Genomic DNA, 19029 nt, shown 5'->3' with positions numbered 1-19029 from the left:
AACACCCGACATCCCTGGGTCCGGACGACCATCACTGGCTCCGGACGACGGTTGCGCCATGCCCTGGGACCGGTTATAGGCTCCGCCCGGTGCCGGTTGCAAGGTTGCCGGCCCCGTGCGATGCTTCCCGCGGCGCGACATGAGGATAACCCCCTCCGGAACCCCCTCGCAACAGGCAGGATCGATGGCCGACGACACGGCTCTTGTCCGGTTCGACGCCGTCGGTATGCAGTACGACGGCGCCGCCGAGGTCTTGCGCGATATCAGCTTCGCACTCGACCCCGGTTCATACCATTTTCTCACCGGGCCCAGCGGTGCCGGCAAATCGACGATGATGCGGCTGCTGTATCTGGCCCAGCGCCCCAGCGCCGGCCGCATCAGCCTGTTCGGTCGCCAGACCGACGGCCTCGGCCGGTCGGACCGCGCGCGTATGCGCCAGAGGATCGGGGTCGTGTTTCAGGACTTCCGGCTGCTGCCGCATCTGAGCGCGTTCGACAATGCCGCCCTGCCGCTGCGCATCCTGAAGACCCCGGAAGCGGAGCTGCGCCGCGACGTGATGGAACTGCTGGCCTGGGTGGGGCTGGGCGATCAGGCCGATGCCTCGCCCGCGACCCTGTCGGGGGGCCAGCAGCAGCGGCTGGCGATCGCGCGCGCCGTGGTGGTGCGCCCGCGCCTGCTGCTGGCGGACGAACCGACCGGCAATCTCGATGCCGAGATGGGCCTGAAACTGATGCATCTGTTCGAAGAGCTGAACAAGCTCGGCACCACGATCGTGGTTGCAACCCATGACACCACCCTGCTGGCCCGGTTCCGGCACCCACGGCTGGTGCTGGCCGATGGTGCCCTGCGGCTGATGCCGCCGGCACCGCCGCCGCGCATCGGTCCGGCACCGCGGCTGTCTGGCGCCGACGCCTTGCGTGGCGCCGCGCGGACCGATGCGGCGGCGGGCCCTGGCACCAACGCTGACACCAATGCTGGCACCGACCCTGGCGCCTCTCCCCGGCCCGAGGTGACGCGATGATCGGGCGCCGCGCGGCCGGCCTGCCGCTGGGGCGCGACCTTTCCGCCCGCTTCCTGCCCTGGCTGCTGGCGCCGATGGCGGCGCTGCTGGCGCTGGCGCTGGTGGCGGTGGGCACGGTGGACCGGGCGATCGACCGCTGGGCGGCGGCGCTTGGCGACAGCGCCACCATCTGGCTGCCGGCGCCCGAGGATGTCGACCACGGCCCCGATCCTCGGCTGATGCCGCTGATCGCGCAGCTTGAAGCCGAGCCCCTGATCCGCGAGATCCGCCCGGTGCCGCGCGCCGAGGCGCAGGCGCTGGTGGCCCCCTGGGTGGGCGCCGAGCTTGCCGCCGGCGACCTGCCGCTGCCGACCCTGGTGGATCTGCGCCTTGCGCCGGCACAGCCGGGCGAGATGGCGGCACTGACCGAGCGGGTGGCACAGACGGTCGATGGCGCGCGTCTGGAACAGCCGGGTGACTGGGTGGAACGGCTGGCCCGCATCGGGCGCGCGGTGCAGGCCGGTGCCGTGGGGCTTGGCGTGCTGTTCGCGCTGGCGGCGGCGCTGGCGGTGGTGTTCGCGGTGAAGACCGCGCTCGCCATCCACCGCGACACCATCGATATCCTGCATGTGATGGGGGCACCCGATGACTACGTCGCCCGCCAGTTCGCCATGCAGGGCCTGCGGGTGGGATTGATCGGCGGCGCCGCGGGCAGCATTGTCGCCGCCCTGCTGGTGACGGGGGCGGGGGCGGCACTGCCCGAGACCACGGCCCCGTTGCTGCCCCGGCTGGATCCGGGACCGATCGGCTGGGGCGGGCTGGTGCTGGTGACACCGGTTCTGGCGGTGGCGGCGGCGCTGGTCGCCCGCGTCACCGTGATCCGCCGTTTGAGGGCGATGCCGTGACCCGCGGACGGCGGCAGCAGATCGGGCGCCCGCGACGGCAGCCCTGGCGGCTGCGTGTGCTGATCGCGCGGCTGGTGCTGCTGCTGGTGGTGGCCTGGGCGGCGGGCTTCGTGATCTTCGCCGAAACCCTGCCGGCGCGGACGCCGCCGATTTCCGAGCGCACCGACGCGGTGGTCGTGCTGACCGGCGGCGCCGACCGGCTGGATGCCGGATTGGATCTGCTGGATGACGGCGCGGCGCCGCTGCTGTTCATATCCGGCGTGGACCAGCGCGTGAGCCTGCCCGATCTGCTGCGCGCCAGCGGCCGTGACATCGCGGCCTATGGCGACCGGGTGGTGCTGGGATTTTCGGCCGGCGACACGGTGGGCAACGCGCGCGAGACCTATGCCTGGGCGCAGGCGCGCGGGGTGCGGTCGATCCGGCTGGTGACGGCGGCCTATCATCTGCCCCGGGCGCTGATCGAGTTTCGCCGCGCCATGCCGGGCGTGGATATCCTGCCCCACCCGATCATTCCGGAACATGTGAAGCAGGACCGCTGGTGGCGCTGGCCCGGCACGGCGGCGCTGTTCCTGGCCGAGTATCAGAAATATCTGCTGGCCTGGGCGCGGGACTGGCTGCTGCGCAAACTGCTGCCCCTGCCGCATGACCTGACGACGCTGTCCGTGGAGCGTGCGGCATGATCCGGATCAGGGCGCTTGCCTTCAATATCCTGTTCTTTCCCTGGTCGGTGCTGGTGATGCTGGCGGCGCTGCCCTTCGTCGCCAGCACCGACATGCTGTGGCGGCTGCGGCGGCTGTGGCTGGGCGGCATTCTGTGGCTGTTGCGGGTGGTGGTGGGCCTGCGGGTGGAGATCCGCGGCCGGGCGCATCTACCGCCGGCGCCCTATATCCTGGCCGCCAAGCATCAATCGATGCTGGAAACCTTCGTGCTGGGCAATCTGCTGGATCGGCCGGCCTTCGTGCTGAAGCGCGAACTGACCCTGATCCCGGTTCTGGGCTGGTATCTGAAGCGGGTGGGCATGGTGCCGATCGACCGGGCGCGCGGACCGTCGGCACTCAGGCGCATGCAGATGGCGGCGCGCGCCTGCGCCGCCGAGGCGCGCCCGCTGGTGATCTTTCCCGAAGGCACCCGCCGCGCACCGGGGGCGGCACCCGATTACAAGCGTGGCCTGACCCTGGTCGCCAGGGCAACTCCGTCGCTGCCGGTGGTGCCGGTGGCGCTGGATACCGGCCTGTTCTGGGGCCGGGGACGGCTGGACCGGCGACCGGGGGTGACGGTGATCGAGATCCTGCCGCCTCTGGCGCCGGGGCTGCAGGGCGATGCCCTGCTGGCGGCAGTGCAGGCCGCGATCGAGCCGGCAGCGGCCCGGCTGGCCACCGAGGCGCCGTCACGGCTGGCCTGACCGGCGACGGCACCGGGCCGCGCGGCTTTGCACAGCCTGTGGATATCCAATCTGTGGATAACTCTGTGCATGATCTGGGGGTGATCGCGGATATCCCGTCGATCAGCCGTGCGAAAATCCGTGGAAATCATTGAAATTTTGTGGAGTCACAGGCGCCTTCCACATGTTCTGCAAAATGTGGATGAATTTCGCAGGCGCGTGACGGCCGCCGGGCATGCGGGCGAAAATGCCGTGGCAGCCGGGCAGTCGGGCAGTCGGGTAGCCGGGCGATCGGGTCAGGGACCGTTGGTCAGTCGATCAGGAAATGCGCGATGGCCGATGCGATTGGCTTCGACCGGTCATCCTGCCAGGCGGTGGTGTGAACATTCACCACCCGGCGGCCCATTTTGGTGATCCGGCTGGCGGCGAAGGTATCCACCGGTCGGCCCGAGCGCAGGTAATCGATGGTGATGGTGATGGTCTTGGGCACGCGGACCTGCTCCATCTCCCAGATCACATGCGAGAGGGCGGCGGTTTCCAGCAGCGAGCCGATGATGCCGCCATGCAGCGCCCGCAGAACCTGATTGCCGATATGCTCGGGCCGATAGCCCATGCGGAAGATCAGCTCACCCTCGCCCTCTTCGGCGGCGAGGTTCAGGAAGCGGGTATAGGGCACCGCGTCGTTCAGCGCGGTGAAGTCGCCATTGCTGCGCGACCGTTCGATGGCGTCCTTCAGGCTGATCATGCGGCGTCCTCGCGGTGGGTCAGCTTGGTGCCGATCATGAAGCTGCCGGCGGCCGTGGCCACCGGCCCGTCCTCGCCCTCGTGCCAGGCCTCGGCGACCACGAAGGCGACATTGGGGGTGACGCGGGTGACCTTGGCGCGGGCCATCAGCCATTTATGCGGGGTGGATGGCCGCATATAGTCGATCCGCAGGTCCAGGGTCGCGATCGGCTGCAGGCGCGGCAGGGCGGTGAACACCGCGATCCCGCAGGCGCTGTCGATCAGCGTGGTCATCACCCCGCCATGCAGAACCCCGGTTTCCGGATTGCCGACCATGAAGCCGCGATAGGGCAGACGCACCACCGCCAGGCCCTTGTCGATCTCCATCACCTCCATGCCGAAATGGCTGATCAGGGGGTGATCCTCGCCGAAGATCGATTTCAGCGCCGGATTGTTGTCGGTATCCATCGGGGTCATCTGATCGCGTCCTGAACCTGTTCTACACGTGATTACCCGACCCGGCCCCGGAAGGCAAATCTGTTGCGGATTCAGGATGTGTCGTGGTGCCATCCACCATGTCCGCCGCCGGGGCCGGATCACGGCCCACGGACGCCGCCTCCAGCACATGGCGCAGTGGCCCGCCATGCAGGCCCAGCGCCGCCATCCGTTCCAGGGTCTGTGACAGATAATCGTGGGCGGTGCCCATCATGCCGCTGCCGGCGCGCACCAGCGTCGCCATATTCTCGAAACCCAGCCGCCCGGTGTAGCGGGCGCCATTGCGATCCGCGACATAGGTGACGGCCGTGACCTGGCGGCCGTCATCCAGCCGGATGTTCAGAAGGCGGCGCAGATAGACCGTGTCGTCCTGGCCCATCTCGCGCTCGTCAAGATAGGCCAGAACCTGACGGGTCTGGGCGGCGGCGATACGGAAGGCGATGCCCCGGCAGGCCCCGCCCCGGTCCAGCCCCAGAACCAGCCCCGGCCGGTCGGGCGTGCCGCGATAGCGGGTGGAATAGATGCACAACGACCGGTGATAGCCGCGCAACAGGGCCGTGCGGCTCTCCACCGGCTCGAACCCCGGTCGCCACATCAGCGAGCCATAGCCGAACACCCAGACATCCGCGCCATCATCGGCCGGCATGCGCAGATCTCCCTTTGCGAACGGTCGTCCATCCGGGGATCGACTTTACCCCCGCGGGGGCCCGGGCGCAAAGCCTGTCCCCCCGGGCGGCAGGGTCGCCATGCCCGACAAGCCCGGGCGCCGCCGCTCGACCCGGAGCCGGGCGGGCGCTATATAGACGTCAGCCCCTACGTCTCCGCCGACCGGAGCCCTCTGTCATGAAGATCCGCCGCCCATGAAACTGAAGCGCGTTCTGATACTGCTCGCCGTTCCCGTGGTGCTGCTGGCGGTGTGGACGATCTATTGGTTCCGGCTGGCCGACGAGGTCGCGGCCGCGGTCGACCGCTTCGCCGCCGACCAGCAGGTGGCGGGGCGCGACTTCAGCCACGGTCCGGTGGTGGTGAACGGCTGGCCGTTCCGGCTGGAGGCGACCGTGCCTGTGCCGGTGCTGACGGCCGGCGGCACGGCGGACCCGGCACGTGTGGCGGCGGAACAGGTGGTGGTGTTCATGCAGCCCATGCGCCCGACCCATCTGGTGGCGGTGATCACCGGCCCGGTGATGCTGTCGAGCGCCGGCGGCGGGATCACGCTGACCCCCGCCCATGCGGCGGCAAGCGCTGTGTTCGACGATCAGGGCCGGCTGCAGCGGTCGGCGCTGGACATGACGGAGGTGACCGGCCGCTTCACACCCGCGACCGGCCGGCCTGCCGGTTTCACCATGGCCCGCGCGCAGTTGCATCAGCGTCGCGAGGCCGAGGGCGGCATGCGCGGGGCACTGGAAATCGACGGCATGGACCCTGAGGCCGCCGATCTGCCGACCCTGTCGCGGCTGTTCGTCGACCTGACCCGGAGCGGCCCGGTGGCGGAGCCGGTGACGCGTGCGGCGCTGGAGCGGTGGCGTGACGACGGCGGTGTGGTGGAGATGACCCGGTTCGAGGCGATCGCCGACGACGTCACCGTGACCGGCGACGGCACTTTCGCGCTCGATGCGGCGCTGCGGCCCGAGGGGGCCGCCGCCTTCCGCATCGCCGGCGCCGAAACCGTGCTGGCGCGACTGGAAGCCTCGGGCGATATCAAGCCGGCGATGCGGGCGGTGCTCGACCAGATGCTGGGCCTGTTCGAGCGGGTCGACGACGAGGGCCGCGCGGCGGTGCGGGTGCCGCTGACCATCCAGTCGGGCGTGTTGAGTGTGGCCGGCCTGCCGCTGGTGCCGGTGGAACCGGTGCTGCCGCCCGAGACCGCCTCGTGAACGGTCCCGCCCGGGATGGTCCAGAACGAGATGGTCCAGAACGAGATGGTCCAGAACGAGATGGTCCAGAACGAGATCAGGCCTGATCAGGCCTGGCGTGCCTCGATGATCTGGCGGCGGGCATCGCGGGTGCGGGTGAACAGCGCCTCAAGCTTTTCGGCATCGCCCCAGCGGATCGCCCGCTGCAGGGCCTGAAGGTCTTCGGTGAACCGGCCGAGCATTTCCAGCACCGCATCGCGGTTGTTCAGGAACACGTCACGCCACATCACCGGGTCCGAGCCGGCGAGGCGCGAGAAATCGCGGAAGCCGCCGGCGGCGTATTTGAACACCTCCCAGTGGTGATGCTCTTCCAGGTCCATCACCGTGCCGACGATGGTGTAGGAAATCAGATGCGGCAGATGCGAGGTGATCGCCAGCACCGTGTCGTGATGCTCCGGCGTCATCACGTCGACATTGCTGCCCAGCGCCCGCCAGAAGGCGGCACAGAGGTCGACCGCGGCGGTGTCGGCGCCCAGAGGGGGCGTGAGAATGCACCAGCGGCCGTCGAACAGGGTGGCGAAGCCGTTCTCGGGGCCTGATTTCTCGGTGCCGGCGACCGGATGCGCGGGGATGAAATGGACGCCTTGGGGCAGCACCGGCAGCACATCCGCCACCACCGAGGTCTTGGTCGAGCCGACATCCGACAGGATGGCGCCGGCCCGCATGGCCGGCGCCGCCTGGCGCGCGATCGCCCCCATGGCGCCGACGGGGGCGCACATCACCACCATATCGGCATCGGCCACCGCGTCTTCCAGACTGGCGGCGGCATCGTCGATGGCCCCCAGCGCCAGCGCCCGCGCCAGCCGCTCGCCATCGGTGTCATAGGCGACCACCCGGGCCGCCGCGCCATACTGGCGCGCGGCACGCGAGACGGAGCTGCCGATGAGGCCGATGCCGAGAATGGCGAGACGGTTGATGACCGGGGGGTTCTTGACCATGACAGAGACGGTTTCCGGGAGAGGGAGGACGTCGGGACGACAAGGACGCCGGCCGGCGCGATACCGGCCGGGCCGGATCAGCCGTTGCGGCCGAGGATGGTGTTCAGGCTTGCCACCAGCGCATCCAGGCTTTCCGGCGCACCGACGGTGATGCGCAGGGCGTTGGGCAGGCCATAGCCGCCCATGGCCCGCAGGATGATGCCATCGGCCATCAACTGCTCATAGACCGCGGCGGCGGTGTGGGGCCCGTCGGCCGGGAAATCGACCAGCAGGAAATTGCCGTGGCTGGGATGGACCACCAGCCCCATCGCGGTCAGCTCGCCGGCCAGCCAGGCGCGCTTTTCGACCGTATAGGCACGCACCCGGGCGACATGCTCCTGATCGCGGACGGCGGCGGTGGCGGCGACCTGCGCCGGCAGCGGCACGTTGAACGGGTTGCGGATGCGGTTCAGCACATCGGCGACCGGGCCTGAGCAATAGGCCCAGCCGACCCGCAGCGCCGCCAGCCCATAGATCTTCGAGAAGGTACGCGCCATCACGACGTTCTGGGCGGCGTCGACCAGATCGACACCGGGGCTGTAATCGGGATCGGTGACGTATTCGGCATAGGCCGCGTCCAGCACCAGCAGCGTCGACGGCGACAGGCCGGCATGCAGGCGGCGCACTTCCGACGCCGGCAGCAGACTGCCGGTCGGGTTGTTCGGATTGGCCAGGAACACGATCCGCGTGCGATCGGTGACATGGGCCAGCATCTGGTCGACATCGGCGATCAGCGCCGATTCCGGGGCCTGCATCGGCCGCGCGGCCACGGCCTTGGCGTTGATCGGGTACATCAGGAAGCCGTACTGGCTGTACAGCACGTGATCATCGGGGCCGGCATAGGCGCGCGACAACAGGGTGAGGATCTCGTCGGAGCCGCAGCCGGTGACGATCCGGGCGGGATCCAGCCCGTGAACCTCGCCGATCGCCTGACGCAGATCGTCGGCGCCACCCTCAGGATAGCGGTGCAGCATGCTGGCGCAGGACAGATACGCCTCGACCGCCTTGGGGCTGGGACCGAGATCGTTTTCGTTCGAGGCGAGCTTGATCACCCGCCCGGCGCCGTCGGCACTGTTCTTGCCGCCGACATAGGGCTTGATGTCCATAATACCCGGACGGGGGGTAAGCGCGGTCATGCTGGTCTCCATTGAGGACACGTCCGCCGGCGCCGGCCGTGCGGGTTGGGGGCGACAGAGGGCGATGAGCGGGATCGCGGCGCCGGACATGGTGAAACGCCTTGCGCCGGTCACAGCTTGCACGGATCACGAGATTGCGCGGATCATGGGCCGCGACATCCAGTGTCCGCGGGCCCGGCACACGAGCCAAGGGGCCAAGCGCTGGAACGGGGCGGGTGCGGCGAGACGCGGGTGCTGCCGCCGGCCTCAACCGACCGGCGGCGCGGGGTATCGCAACTCGTCGAGGGTCAGCGGCGTGGCATAGCCGCCGATCGCGATCACCCGTGCCGCGACATCGGGAAAGCTGTTGCGCAGCCGGGCCAGCCGCTCGTCATCGGCGGCGACGAATTCAGGCACCTCCAGAAGATGGGTGCGCAGATTTGCGGGGCCGCCGGTGACGTGGCTGTCGATCCAGCGCGCCCGCAGGCCGGCCCGCTCGAAACCCTCGAACAGGCGGTCGCGGCTGATTTCCGAGCCTTCCAGTTCAACCGCGATCAGGCTGCGGTCGTCGCCGGTGGGCTCGGGGTCCAGCGCCGAGATCACCAGCCCGTCCAGATCCTGAGCGCGGCTGTTGGGCATGCGCACGAAGGGCAGGCGTGCGATCACCTTAGGCGTGCCGGGGCGTTCGCTGAACAGCGCCCGCCACCAGTGAGCGTCGTCATTGGCATGATGACTGCCGGGGACCGGCAACACGCCGACGGTGGCGCTGCCGGCGCTGATTTCGGTCACGACCTCGGTGGCGCTGCGATGGGCACGCATGGGCGCGAACGACCCGAAATGGTCGCGTGACAGATCCCAGAACTCGCCATCGCCGCGGCCATCGAACACCGCCACGGAAAACGGCCCTTCCAGGCACAGTGATCCGATGATCATCTCGCGCCACAGCCGGAGCAGCACCGGGCGCGGGAAGCGGCCGCGATGCTGGGCGTTGAGCCGGCGGAGCATACGTGCCTCGCGGCCGGGGCGGATGAAGCTGACCTGCCCCCAGGCATCGCGCTTGATCTCGCCCACCCGCTCGACGAGTTCGGTACGGCGCACGATCAGATCGTGCAACTCGTCGTCGATGGTGTCGATCTGCTGGCGCAGCACGTCGAGGCGTTCGTCTGGCGTCGGTTCCGGGCTGGACATGGTCGGCACGATCTCCAGGAACGCGCCGAGGGCTTGCGGCCGGCGCGGTCGATCCGGGGAAGAGGATGGGCGGGGCAGGGCGGTCGGCAGACGCCGCGGACATGATCCGCAGCGAACGGACGGAACCCGGCGACCATTGATAGTCGCCGTCCCCGCCAAAATCAAAGAAAACGTTGACACGATCCGGGCACGGCTTCTAGCTACGTTGCCTGATCGTTCTGCCACATCCCCCTGGAGAGGGAGGTTCCGATGGGCCCGGATGCCGACGGTGTCAGCCATATCGCGCGTCTGGCGGTGGACGAGGCCATGCCGCTGGACTGCGGCCGCAGCCTGGGGCCGATCGATATCGCCTATACCACGCAAGGCCGGCTGAATGCCGATCGCAGCAATGCGGTGCTGATCTGTCACGCGCTGGCCGGCGACCAGCACGTCGTGGGCAGGCATCCGGTCACCGGCAGGGCCGGCTGGTGGGAGACCCTGGTCGGGCCGGGCAGACCGATCGACACCGACCGCATGTTCGTGATCTGCGCCAATATTCTGGGCGGCTGCATGGGATCGACCGGGCCCGCCAGTATCAACCCGCAGACCGGCACGGTCTGGGGCACCGATTTTCCGCTGGTGACGATCGCCGATATGGTGCGGGCGCAGAAGCTGCTGATCGACCATCTGGGCATCGACCGGCTGTTCGCGGTGGTCGGCGGGTCGATGGGCGGCATGCAGGTGCTGCAATGGGCGGTCAGCTATCCCGACCGGGTGTTCGCGGCGGTGCCGATCGCCACGGCGGCCCGCCACTCCGCGCAGAACATCGCCTTTCACGAGGTCGGCCGTCAGGCGATCATCGCCGACCCCGCATGGCATCAGGGCCGCTATGCCGACCACGACACCCGCCCGACCAAAGGGCTGGCCGTGGCGCGGATGACCGCGCATATCACCTATCTGTCGGAAATGGCCCTGCACACCAAGTTCGGTCGCAGGCTGCAGGACCGCCAGCGGATGTCGTATGGCTTCGAGGCGGATTTTCAGGTGGAAAGCTATCTGCGCCATCAGGGCATCAGCTTCGTCGACCGCTTCGACGCCAACAGCTATCTGTATATCACCCGGGCGATGGATTATTTCGACATCGCGGCCGATCATGGCGGCGTGCTGGCCAGTGCCTTCCGTGGCAGCCGGGTGCGGTTCTGCCTGATCTCGTTCTCGTCGGACTGGCTGTTCCCGACGGTGGAAAGCCGCACCATCGCCCGCGCGGTCAATGCCGTGGCCGGCAATGTCAGCTTCACCGAGATCGACACCGATCGTGGCCACGACGCCTTCCTGCTGGACGAGCCGGTGTTCGCGCGCATCGTCTCGGGCTTCATGGACGGCGCCGCCGCCCATGCCGGGCTGGTGCGGCCATGAGCGGGCGTGCCACCGACCGGCATGGCACGGATGGGCGCGATCGGCGCATCCGGCCGATGGGGCCGGCGGTGATCCACGACGCCCACGGCTATCCGGCGCTGCGCCCCGATCTGGACCTGCTGGCCGGGATGGTGGAGCCGCATGCGCGGGTGCTGGATATCGGCTGTGGCGACGGTGTGCTGCTGCATTATCTGGACCGGGTGAAGGGCTGCGATGCCCGCGGCATCGAGCTGAGCCAGCAGGGCGTGCAGGAATGCGTCGCCCGCGGCCTGTCGGTCATTCAGGGCGATGTCGATCACGACCTGGATCATTTCCCCGATGATGCCTTCGACGTGGTGGTGTTGAGCCAGACCCTGCAGGCCACCCGCCGGCCGGATCTGGTGATCCGCAATCTGGTCCGGATCGGGCGGCGGGCGATCGTGTCGTTTCCCAATTTCGCCTATTGGCGCTGCCGGGCCTATCTGCTGCTGCGCGGCCGGATGCCGCGCACGGAAGGCCTGCCCTATGCCTGGTACGACACGCCGAACATCCATCTGTGCACGATCACCGATTTCGTGCGGCTGTGCGCGGCATCGGATGTGCGGATCGAAACCGCGCTGGCGCTGGACAGCCATGGCCGCGTGGTGCGGCGCGATGCCCCCGGCGCCTATGCCAATCTGATGGGAGAGATCGGCATGTTCGTGCTGGGCGCGCGCCGCGCTCCTGACGCCGGGTCAGATCAGATATGAGCGCCGGGTCAGATATGGGCGCCGGCGGACGCCGTCGCCGCGTCCTTCAGCCGCCGGTCGGCGGGCAGAAGCACCCTCACCGTGGTGCCGGTCGCGTCGGGGCTCTCGATCTCGAAGCTGCCGCCATGCAGGTCGATCAGGCTGCGTGAGATGTAAAGCCCCATGCCGGTGCCGCGGCGCTCGCGGGAATAGACGTTTTCGATCTGCACGAAGGGCCGGCACAGATCGGCCAGCCGGTCGGCCGGAATGCCGATACCGGTATCCGTCACCTCGAAGCCCGGCCGGCCGTCCGGCGTCAGCAGAAGCCGCACGGTAACACGGCCATCGGCACCGGTGAACTTGGTCGCATTGCCGATCAGGTTGATCAGCACCTGAACCAGGGCCCGGCGGTCGGCCTCGACCACCAGCGGGCCGGCGGCGAGATCGGCGACGATGGCGGGGGCATCGGCCGGTTCGGGCTGGCCGGCCATCGACAGGGCGTCGCGGACCACCAGCCCCAGATCGACCGGCTCTCGCATCAGCGTCACCCGTCCGGCCTCCAGCTTCGACAGGTCGAGCAGGTCGTCGATCAGGGCCAGAAGATGGCGGCCGCTGGTGGCGATGATCTTGGCATAGTCCAGATAGCGTGGCGACCCGACCGGCCCGTGCATCTCGGTGGCCATGATTTCGGCAAAGCCGATGATGGCATTCAGCGGCGTGCGCAATTCATGGCTCATGCCGGCAAGGAAGGTGGTCTTGGCGGTGTTGGCGTCTTCCGCCCGGGCTTTTGCCTCCAGCAGCGCATCCTCGGCGCGCCGCCGGGCGATGGCGACGGCGGCGAGGGTCGCCATATGCGCGGCGGTGCGCAGATCCCGGCGCAGAGGGCCGCGTGGCTGGTGGAAATAGACCGCGAAGGTGCCGAGGACATTGCCCTTGGGATTGCGGATCGGGGTCGACCAGCAGGCGCGCAGGCCCGCGGCATCGGCGGCGTCGCGGAAATCGACCCAGAGCGGACTGGAGCGGATATCCTCGACGATGACCTGACGGCCGAAATGGGCAGCGGTTCCGCAGGAGCCGACCGAGGGCCCGATCTCGGCGCCGTTGATTGCATCGATATAGGCCTGCGGCAGCCTTGGCGCGGCGCCATGCACCAGATGGCGGCCGTCGGGGGTCAGCAACAGCACCGAGCAGGCGGCATCGTCGATCAGCCGTTCCAGCGCGTTGCAGACGATGTTGAGCACGTTTTCCAGCGGACGGCCGCGCGCCAGTGCCCGCAGGGCCGCGCGATCGGCGGCAGCAAGGGTGCGGCGCCAGCGCTGGTCCGCGTCAACCGTCAGTCTGGCCGGCGGCGGCGGATCGACCGGAAGACGGGGCATGCCTGCATCCCTCGGGAAACCATGCTTGATCATTGCGCCGGGGCTGTGCGATTGCAATCTTCCGCGCATGATTGCGGCCTTTTGCACCAAAGATGGCATCTCGACCGGCCGCCGGATTGACAGGATCGGGGAAAATGACCGGCCGATCATGATCAAAGGCGCGGATCGGCAGAAGACAGGCCAGTCTTAACCGGTTAAAAGGAAAGAGATGGATGCGACGACACGGGTGGGGACGCCCGGTCGGACGCGCCGACCGGAACCAGCCGCGGAGAACGGCGGCACGGGTGCATGTGGCATGGGGCAGTCTGGACGACCCCTGAGCGGCCGCAGACCGACCGGTCATGAAGAACCGAGGGAGAGGGAGGAGACCCCTATGAACCTGTCGCTGATCAGGACGGCCGCGACCGCCGTGCTGGGAACGGGCCTGCTGGCCGTGGCGCTGGTGGGTGGCGGTGCCGCCATCGCCGCCGATCCGATCACCCTGAAGCTTGGCTACAGCCTGCCGCCGACCTCGCATTACGGTGTCGGTGCCGATGCCTTCGCCAAGGCGCTGGCCGAGAAGACCGACGGCAAGTATGTGGTCGAGATGTTCCCGTCCAATGCGCTGGGCGGTGAGCGCGAGATGATCGAGGGCGCGCAGTTCGGCACCATCGATCTGGTCGTCACCTCGACCGGCCCGGTCGGCAATTTCGTGCCCGACACCCTCACTTTCGACATCCCGTTCCTGTTCCGCGACTATGCCCATGCCCGTGGCGTTCTGGACGGCGAGATCGGCCAGGCGGTGCTGGACAAGTTCCCTGAGCGCGGCCTGATCGCCCTGGCCTGGGGCGAGAACGGCTTCCGGCACCTGACCAACAACAAGGTCGCGGTGACCGAGCCCGAGGACGTCAAGGGCCTGAAGATCCGCACCATGCAGAACGACGTGCATATGCGCGCCTTCACCACGCTGGGCGCGCTGCCGACCCCGATGGCCTTCCCCGAAGTGTTCACGGCCATGCAGCAGGGCACCATCGACGGCCAGGAAAACCCGATCCCGGTGATCGTGTCGGGCAATTTCGCCCAGGTGCAGAAGTATCTGTCGCTGACCGGCCATGTCTATTCGCCGGCCCTGTTCATCATGGCGCCGTCGCGCTGGGACGAACTGTCGGACGCTGAGAAGACCGCCTTCAAGGAGGCGGCCAAGATCGGCGCCGACGCCATGCGCAAACAGGTCGAGACCTTCGAGGCAGACGGTATCGCCAAGCTGGAAGCGGCCGGCATGACCGTGGTCGAGCATCCCGACGGGGCCCGCTTCGCCGAAGCCCTGGCGCCGGCCTATGCCGAGTACGAGAAGCGCTTCGATCCGGCGCTGATCAAGCGCATCCGGGAGTGGCAGCCGTAATCGCCGATCGATGATCCGGACGGTGTGGACGCCCTGCCCGCCAACGAGGCCGGCGGGCGGACATGCCGTCCATGATCTGTGTCGGAGACCTTCTTTCTGGAAACGGTGCGCCTGATGATCGTCCGCCTCATTCTTGCCGCGGACCGGTTTCTGACCGGGCTGGCGGTGCTGGCCGCCATGCTGGCACTGGGGGCCGCGGTCGCGATCGGCTTCTGGCAGATCGTCGCCCGCTTCGTGCTGGCCCAGCCCAGTCCCTGGTCGGAAGTGGCGATCCAGCTACTGGTCGCCTGGATGGTATTTCTGGGGGCCGCCGGTGCCTTCCGCACCGGTGCGGCGGTATCGGTCGATCTGGCGCGCCGGGCCTCATCCGGCGTGACCAGGCTGGTGCTGGACGGGCTGATCGCGGTGTCGAGCTTCGCGTTTCTGGGGCTGATGGTCTGGCAGGGCATCATCATCGCCCAGCGGGTGCGGTTCCAGAATCTCGCCGGGCTCGATATTCCGGTCAGCGTCGCCTATGCGGCCCTGCCGGCGGGGGCGGCCTTCTGCATGCTGGCGGTTCTGGCGCGGCTGGTCGATCCGCAGACCCGCCGGGACGAGGCGGACCGGGCCCAGTTGGACGCCCAGGTCTGATGCCGGCGGCCAGCGGCGCGCGTATCGCCCGGTCATCACGCAAGATGTCGCCACCATCACGCAAGATGTCGCCACGGAAACGGGAACACCCATGACCGCCGCCATGCTGCTCGCCATGCTGGTGCTGCTGGGGCTGTCGGTGCCGGTCGGCATTGCCGTCGGCCTGGCCAGCGCCTTCGGCGTCTATGCCTTCACCAAGCTGCCACTGCTGATCGTGGTGCAGCAGTTGTTCATCGCGATCGACAAATTTCCGCTGGTCGCGGTGCCGTTCTTCATTCTGGCCGGCAATATCATGGAGCGGGCCGGTATCTCCTATCGGCTGGTCGACTTCGCCAAATCGCTGGTCGGCGGCATGCGCGGCGGGCTGGCCGTCACCTGCGTGCTGACCTGCATGATCTTCGCGGCCGTCTCCGGCTCGTCGGTGGCCACCACATTCGCGATCGGCGCCATCCTGATCCCGGCGCTGGCGAAGCATGGCTATCCCCGACCCTATGCCGCATCGGTGCAGGCGGTGTCGGCGGAACTGGGCGTGATCGTGCCGCCATCGATCCCGCTGATCCTGTATGGCGTGTCGGCGGAAGTGTCGATCGGCGAGTTGTTCATCGCCGGTTTCGGCCCCGGCCTGCTGATCGCCGGCGCGCTGGCGGTGACGGTCGTGGTCTGGTCGCGGATGACCGGCTGGGGGGCGGGAGACGGCCTGGACCGCCTGCCGGTGATGACCGCCACCCGGCGCGCCTTCGCGTCGCTGATGCTGCCGGTGGTGGTGCTGGGCGGGATCTATGGCGGTGTCTTCACCCCCACCGAAGCCTCGGTCGTGGCGGTGGTGGCGGCGCTGATGATCGGCTTCGGCGTTCATCGCGAACTGAAGCTGCGCGACCTGCCGGTGATCTTCCGCAAATCGGTGATCTCGTCGGCGGTGATCATGTTCATCATCGCCGCGGCGGGGCTGTTTTCCTATCTGATCACGCAGGCGGGCGTACCGGCGGCACTGGGCCGGTTCCTGGCCGATACCTTCGCCGGGCCGCTGGGCTTTCTGGTGGCGGTGAACATCGTGTTGTTCCTGGTGGGGATGTTCATCGAAACCTCGGCCTCGATCATCGTGCTGGCGCCGATCCTGGCGCCGGTGGCGATCAGCTTCGGCATCGATCCGGTGCATTTCGGCATCATCATGGTGGTCAATCTGGCCATGGGCATGTTCACCCCGCCCTTCGGCGTGAACCTGTTCGCGGCCAGTGCCGTGGCGCAGGTGCCGCTGAACCGGATGGTGCGCTATCTGCTGCCGTTCATTGCCGTGGTCCTGGCCTGCCAGATGCTGATCACCTACTGGTCGCCGCTGGCGTTGACCCTGCGCGACCTGATCTATCGCTAGTCGGGCCCGGTATCGCCGGCATCGGCCGGTGGCGCACTGGCGACCCCCGCCACACCGCGACCCGGCGCCCAGGCCGGGCGGCGGCGGCCGGATGGCGCCAGGCGGCCGGCCACGGCCACCCGCGCCGGCACCCGCCGGCCGCCGGGCGGCGTTGCCGCATAGACCTGCTTCTGCGCCTCGATGATCACCACTCCGCCGACGGCCGGCAGCCAGCGCCGGCCGAAGCGTTCCAGCGGCCCGGCGATCCGCAGGCCCAGCCCGCGTTCGGCCGGCGGCGCGAACAGCGCGGTTTCGGCGGTGCCGGTCACGAACATCGACCGGTGCAGCAGACGGGTGATCTGGCCGGCGCTGTAGGGATTGCCATGGCCGAAAGGCGTGCGGTCGACCCGCGCCCAGATGCCGCGCCGATTGGGCACCACCACCACCATCCGGCCGCTGGGCCGCAGCACCCGCCAGCATTCGCGCAGCAGGGTCTGGGCGGCGGGGGCGAATTCCAGCGCATGCACCATCACCAGCCGGTCGATGCTCTGGTCGGGATAGGGCAGTTCGAATTCCTCGACCAGCGCCACCAGATTGGGGCCTTCGGGCGGCCAGACATGGCCACCCTGGGGGGCAGGCATCGCTGCGATCACGCGGCCCGCCTCGCCCAGGAACGGCCGCAGGAACGGGGTGGCATAGCCAAGCCCCAACAAGGTTTCGCCGGGGCCCACCCGTGGCCAGATCCGCCGCAGATCGCGGCGCAGAAGGCGCTGCGCGATCCGGCCGCTGCGCGACTGATAGAAATTCCGCAGCTCGATGATGTCATGCCACATGGGCGGTCGCGGCTCCTGGGGCGGTCGCGGCTCATGATCGAACCCGAGGGCAGAGATGGGGGCGGCGGTCGCCGCCTGCAAGCGCGGCGCGGCGTCGCGGCGGCGGCCAGCGCGGCACCCCGCACCAGCGCCGTCTGTGATAGGATAACCCCACCGATCGCCAGCTTGAGGACCGCCAGATGATCCGTTTCACCGTCGAACGCATTGCGTGCCTGTCGGACAATTATGTCTTCCTGATCCTGGTCGACGACGCCGATGGACCGACGGCGACGGCGATCGTCGACCCGGCCGAGGTGGAGCCGGTGGTGGCGGCGCTGGACCGGCTGGGCCGCACCCCCACCCATATTCTGAACACCCATCATCATGGCGATCATGTCGGCGGCAATCTGGCGTTGAAGGCGCGTTATGGGCTGACCATCGTCGGCCCGGCGGCCGACCGGTCGCGCATCCCCGGCATCGATCTGGCGCTGGGCCAGGACGACAGCTATGACCTGGGCGGCGCCATCGCGCGGGTGATCGACGTGCCCGGCCATACCAGCGGCCATATCGCCTTCCATTTCGAACGCCATGGCGCGCTGTTCTGCGGCGACACGCTGTTCGCGCTGGGCTGCGGGCGGGTGTTCGAGGGCACGATGCCGCAGATGTGGCAATCGCTGCTGAAGCTGCGCGAGCTGCCCGACGACACCATGGTCTATTGCGCCCATGAATACACCGCGTCGAATGCCCGCTTCGCCCGCGCCATCGATCCGTCGAACCCGGCGCTGGCGGCACGGGCCGAGGATGTCGCCCGCGCCCGCGCGGCCGATATCCCGACCGTGCCGTCGCGGCTGGGCGATGAAAAGCTGACCAACCCGTTCCTGCGCGCCGACGATCCGGTGCTGGCCGCGACCATGGGGCTGGCCGGGCGGGCGCCTGAGGATGTGTTCGCGGCGGTGCGCAGCGCCAAGGACCGCGCGTGAGCGTGGCGCGTTGAGTGCGCTTGCGGCGGGGCCCGCACCCGCCTAGGGTTTCGTCCGGGAGACGCCCCAACAGCCCAGAACGGGAGACCGCGGACGATGAAGCTGTACTATACCACCACCTCACCCTTCGCACGGATCGTGCGGCTGGCGATCCTGGAACTGGACATCGCCGACCGGGTGGAGACCACGGTCAGCGATCCCTGGACCGAGACCTCGGGCCTGGCCGCGGTGAACCCGCTTGAGAAGGTGCCGGCGCTGGAACTGGATGACGGCCGGGTGCTGGTGGAAAGCCTGCTGATCGCCGAATATCTTGACCGCAGCCTGGGCGGCAACCGGCTGGTGCCGCAGGACGATGCCGGCTGGGTGTCGGAGCGCCGGCTGGCGGCGCTGGGACACGGCGTGATCGATGCCGGCGTCGCCCGGCTGATCGAGCGTCTGCGCCGCCCTGAACCCTATCGTTGGGCCGGCTGGGATGCCCGCCAGAAGGCCAAGATGGTGCGGACACTGGACCTGCTGGAACAGGAAGCCGATACGGTTCTGGGCGACACCCCCAGCCTGGGCCGGCTGGCGGTCGCGGCGGCGCTGGGCTATATGGATTTCCGCTTCGCCGACGATGCCTGGCGCGATGGCCGGCCGAAGCTGGCGGCGTGGTTCGCGGTCTTCGGTGCTCGGCCGTCGATGCAGGCGACCATGCCGGGCTGAA

The 19029-nt window shown here is 68.6% G+C and carries 20 protein-coding genes; 12 read left to right on the top strand and 8 right to left on the bottom strand.

Annotated features, from left to right (window positions below; genetic code table 11):
* Window positions 1–184 precede the first annotated feature (184 nt).
* From WG924_RS15975 to WG924_RS15960, 4 genes are read left to right on the top strand one after another with little or no spacing between them, the layout of a single operon-like run.
* Window positions 185–1021 (top strand): cell division ATP-binding protein FtsE, encoded by an 837-nt coding sequence (locus WG924_RS15975; RefSeq protein WP_345934062.1) that lies wholly within the window; start codon window positions 185–187, stop codon window positions 1019–1021.
* A complete protein-coding gene (locus WG924_RS15970; protein ID WP_345934061.1) occupies window positions 1018–1905 on the top strand; it encodes a cell division protein FtsX in 888 nt (295 codons plus the stop codon). The genes WG924_RS15975 and WG924_RS15970 overlap by 4 nt, the downstream gene beginning before the upstream one ends.
* Window positions 1902–2585 (top strand): YdcF family protein, encoded by a 684-nt coding sequence (locus WG924_RS15965; RefSeq protein ID WP_345934060.1) that lies wholly within the window; start codon window positions 1902–1904, stop codon window positions 2583–2585. Before WG924_RS15970 ends, WG924_RS15965 begins: the two co-directional genes overlap by 4 nt.
* Window positions 2582–3307, top strand: a complete 726-nt coding sequence (locus WG924_RS15960; RefSeq protein ID WP_345934059.1) for a lysophospholipid acyltransferase family protein — start codon at window positions 2582–2584, stop codon at window positions 3305–3307. Before WG924_RS15965 ends, WG924_RS15960 begins: the two co-directional genes overlap by 4 nt.
* 289 nt (window positions 3308–3596) lie before the next feature.
* Here WG924_RS15960 and WG924_RS15955 read toward each other — a convergent pair whose 3' ends face one another.
* Genes WG924_RS15955 through WG924_RS15945 form a run of 3 tightly spaced genes read right to left on the bottom strand, consistent with a single transcriptional unit; the run spans window position 3597 to window position 5150 of the window.
* Window positions 3597–4031 (bottom strand): PaaI family thioesterase, encoded by a 435-nt coding sequence (locus WG924_RS15955; RefSeq protein ID WP_188576594.1) that lies wholly within the window; start codon window positions 4029–4031, stop codon window positions 3597–3599.
* Complete coding sequence (locus WG924_RS15950) at window positions 4028–4486, bottom strand: PaaI family thioesterase (protein WP_345934058.1); 459 nt, start codon at window positions 4484–4486, stop codon at window positions 4028–4030. Before WG924_RS15950 ends, WG924_RS15955 begins: the two co-directional genes overlap by 4 nt.
* A gap of 22 nt (window positions 4487–4508) precedes the next feature.
* Window positions 4509–5150: a gamma-glutamylcyclotransferase gene (locus WG924_RS15945; RefSeq protein ID WP_345934057.1), complete on the bottom strand. Its 642-nt coding sequence runs from the start codon at window positions 5148–5150 to the stop codon at window positions 4509–4511.
* A gap of 214 nt (window positions 5151–5364) precedes the next feature.
* Between WG924_RS15945 and WG924_RS15940 the strand changes: the two genes are divergently transcribed.
* Window positions 5365–6378, top strand: coding sequence for a DUF2125 domain-containing protein (locus WG924_RS15940; protein ID WP_345934056.1), 1014 nt, complete (start codon window positions 5365–5367; stop codon window positions 6376–6378).
* 86 nt (window positions 6379–6464) lie between these two features.
* On the opposite strand, the gene WG924_RS15935 is transcribed toward WG924_RS15940, so the two are convergent.
* From WG924_RS15935 to WG924_RS15925, 3 genes are all read right to left on the bottom strand, one after another.
* Window positions 6465–7355 (bottom strand): prephenate/arogenate dehydrogenase family protein, encoded by an 891-nt coding sequence (locus WG924_RS15935; protein ID WP_345934055.1) that lies wholly within the window; start codon window positions 7353–7355, stop codon window positions 6465–6467.
* Window positions 7356–7432: 77 nt separating this feature from the next.
* A complete protein-coding gene (gene hisC / locus WG924_RS15930; protein WP_345934054.1) occupies window positions 7433–8530 on the bottom strand; it encodes a histidinol-phosphate transaminase in 1098 nt (365 codons plus the stop codon).
* 246 nt (window positions 8531–8776) lie between these two features.
* Window positions 8777–9697, bottom strand: a complete 921-nt coding sequence (locus WG924_RS15925) for a chorismate mutase (protein ID WP_345934053.1) — start codon at window positions 9695–9697, stop codon at window positions 8777–8779.
* Between the two features lie 249 nt (window positions 9698–9946).
* On the opposite strand from WG924_RS15925, the gene metX reads away from it, so the two are divergent.
* Both metX and metW read left to right on the top strand, forming a co-directional pair.
* Window positions 9947–11092, top strand: a complete 1146-nt coding sequence (gene metX, locus WG924_RS15920) for a homoserine O-acetyltransferase MetX (RefSeq protein WP_345934052.1) — start codon at window positions 9947–9949, stop codon at window positions 11090–11092.
* A 56-nt stretch (window positions 11093–11148) separates the two neighbouring features.
* The gene (gene metW / locus WG924_RS15915; protein WP_345934143.1) at window positions 11149–11820 is read left to right on the top strand and encodes a methionine biosynthesis protein MetW; all 672 of its coding nucleotides are present in this window, start codon (window positions 11149–11151) and stop codon (window positions 11818–11820) included.
* An 8-nt stretch (window positions 11821–11828) separates the two neighbouring features.
* Here the strand turns inward: metW and WG924_RS15910 are convergent, their stop codons facing one another.
* A complete protein-coding gene (locus WG924_RS15910) occupies window positions 11829–13175 on the bottom strand; it encodes a sensor histidine kinase (protein ID WP_345934051.1) in 1347 nt (448 codons plus the stop codon).
* Window positions 13176–13548: 373 nt separating this feature from the next.
* On the opposite strand from WG924_RS15910, the gene WG924_RS15905 reads away from it, so the two are divergent.
* From WG924_RS15905 to WG924_RS15895, 3 genes are all read left to right on the top strand, one after another.
* Window positions 13549–14556 carry a TRAP transporter substrate-binding protein gene (locus WG924_RS15905; protein WP_345934050.1) on the top strand — a complete coding sequence of 336 codons (1008 nt, stop codon included), beginning with the start codon at window positions 13549–13551 and terminating at the stop codon, window positions 14554–14556.
* A gap of 114 nt (window positions 14557–14670) precedes the next feature.
* Window positions 14671–15186: a TRAP transporter small permease gene (locus WG924_RS15900; protein WP_345934049.1), complete on the top strand. Its 516-nt coding sequence runs from the start codon at window positions 14671–14673 to the stop codon at window positions 15184–15186.
* Window positions 15187–15277: 91 nt separating this feature from the next.
* Window positions 15278–16555, top strand: a complete 1278-nt coding sequence (locus WG924_RS15895) for a TRAP transporter large permease (RefSeq protein ID WP_345934048.1) — start codon at window positions 15278–15280, stop codon at window positions 16553–16555.
* Here the strand turns inward: WG924_RS15895 and WG924_RS15890 are convergent.
* Entirely contained in the window at window positions 16552–17367 is an 816-nt protein-coding gene (locus WG924_RS15890; protein WP_345934047.1) for a methyltransferase domain-containing protein, read from the bottom strand. The two genes, WG924_RS15895 and WG924_RS15890, sit on opposite strands and share 4 nt — an antisense overlap.
* A gap of 179 nt (window positions 17368–17546) precedes the next feature.
* Here WG924_RS15890 and gloB point away from each other — a divergent pair, with 179 nt between their 5' ends.
* Entirely contained in the window at window positions 17547–18326 is a 780-nt protein-coding gene (gene gloB, locus WG924_RS15885) for a hydroxyacylglutathione hydrolase (protein ID WP_345934046.1), read from the top strand.
* A 96-nt stretch (window positions 18327–18422) separates the two neighbouring features.
* Window positions 18423–19028 (top strand): glutathione S-transferase family protein, encoded by a 606-nt coding sequence (locus tag WG924_RS15880; protein ID WP_345934044.1) that lies wholly within the window; start codon window positions 18423–18425, stop codon window positions 19026–19028.
* Window position 19029 lies beyond the last annotated feature (1 nt).

The sequence above is a fragment of the Tistrella arctica genome (assembly GCF_039630945.1).
In the GTDB taxonomy this organism is placed as follows: domain Bacteria; phylum Pseudomonadota; class Alphaproteobacteria; order Tistrellales; family Tistrellaceae; genus Tistrella; species Tistrella bauzanensis.
Note: the sequence above shows the minus strand (reverse complement) of the source record. Positions and strands in the feature narration are given on the sequence as shown.

Excerpts from the sequence above, each read along its gene's own strand:
- WG924_RS15975 (WP_345934062.1), top strand. The coding sequence starts at position 185 with ATGGCCGACGACACGGCTCTTGTCCGGTTCGACGCCGTCGGTATGCAG.
- WG924_RS15970 (WP_345934061.1), top strand. The coding sequence starts at position 1,018 with ATGATCGGGCGCCGCGCGGCCGGCCTGCCGCTGGGGCGCGACCTTTCC.
- WG924_RS15960 (WP_345934059.1), top strand. The coding sequence starts at position 2,582 with ATGATCCGGATCAGGGCGCTTGCCTTCAATATCCTGTTCTTTCCCTGG.
- WG924_RS15955 (WP_188576594.1), bottom strand. The coding sequence starts at position 4,031 with ATGATCAGCCTGAAGGACGCCATCGAACGGTCGCGCAGCAATGGCGAC.
- WG924_RS15950 (WP_345934058.1), bottom strand. The coding sequence starts at position 4,486 with ATGACCCCGATGGATACCGACAACAATCCGGCGCTGAAATCGATCTTC.
- WG924_RS15945 (WP_345934057.1), bottom strand. The coding sequence starts at position 5,150 with ATGCCGGCCGATGATGGCGCGGATGTCTGGGTGTTCGGCTATGGCTCG.
- WG924_RS15940 (WP_345934056.1), top strand. The coding sequence starts at position 5,365 with ATGAAACTGAAGCGCGTTCTGATACTGCTCGCCGTTCCCGTGGTGCTG.
- WG924_RS15935 (WP_345934055.1), bottom strand. The coding sequence starts at position 7,355 with ATGGTCAAGAACCCCCCGGTCATCAACCGTCTCGCCATTCTCGGCATC.
- hisC (WP_345934054.1), bottom strand. The coding sequence starts at position 8,530 with ATGACCGCGCTTACCCCCCGTCCGGGTATTATGGACATCAAGCCCTAT.
- WG924_RS15925 (WP_345934053.1), bottom strand. The coding sequence starts at position 9,697 with ATGTCCAGCCCGGAACCGACGCCAGACGAACGCCTCGACGTGCTGCGC.
- metX (WP_345934052.1), top strand. The coding sequence starts at position 9,947 with ATGGGCCCGGATGCCGACGGTGTCAGCCATATCGCGCGTCTGGCGGTG.
- metW (WP_345934143.1), top strand. The coding sequence starts at position 11,149 with ATGGGGCCGGCGGTGATCCACGACGCCCACGGCTATCCGGCGCTGCGC.
- WG924_RS15910 (WP_345934051.1), bottom strand. The coding sequence starts at position 13,175 with ATGCCCCGTCTTCCGGTCGATCCGCCGCCGCCGGCCAGACTGACGGTT.
- WG924_RS15905 (WP_345934050.1), top strand. The coding sequence starts at position 13,549 with ATGAACCTGTCGCTGATCAGGACGGCCGCGACCGCCGTGCTGGGAACG.
- WG924_RS15900 (WP_345934049.1), top strand. The coding sequence starts at position 14,671 with ATGATCGTCCGCCTCATTCTTGCCGCGGACCGGTTTCTGACCGGGCTG.
- WG924_RS15895 (WP_345934048.1), top strand. The coding sequence starts at position 15,278 with ATGACCGCCGCCATGCTGCTCGCCATGCTGGTGCTGCTGGGGCTGTCG.
- WG924_RS15890 (WP_345934047.1), bottom strand. The coding sequence starts at position 17,367 with ATGTGGCATGACATCATCGAGCTGCGGAATTTCTATCAGTCGCGCAGC.
- gloB (WP_345934046.1), top strand. The coding sequence starts at position 17,547 with ATGATCCGTTTCACCGTCGAACGCATTGCGTGCCTGTCGGACAATTAT.
- WG924_RS15880 (WP_345934044.1), top strand. The coding sequence starts at position 18,423 with ATGAAGCTGTACTATACCACCACCTCACCCTTCGCACGGATCGTGCGG.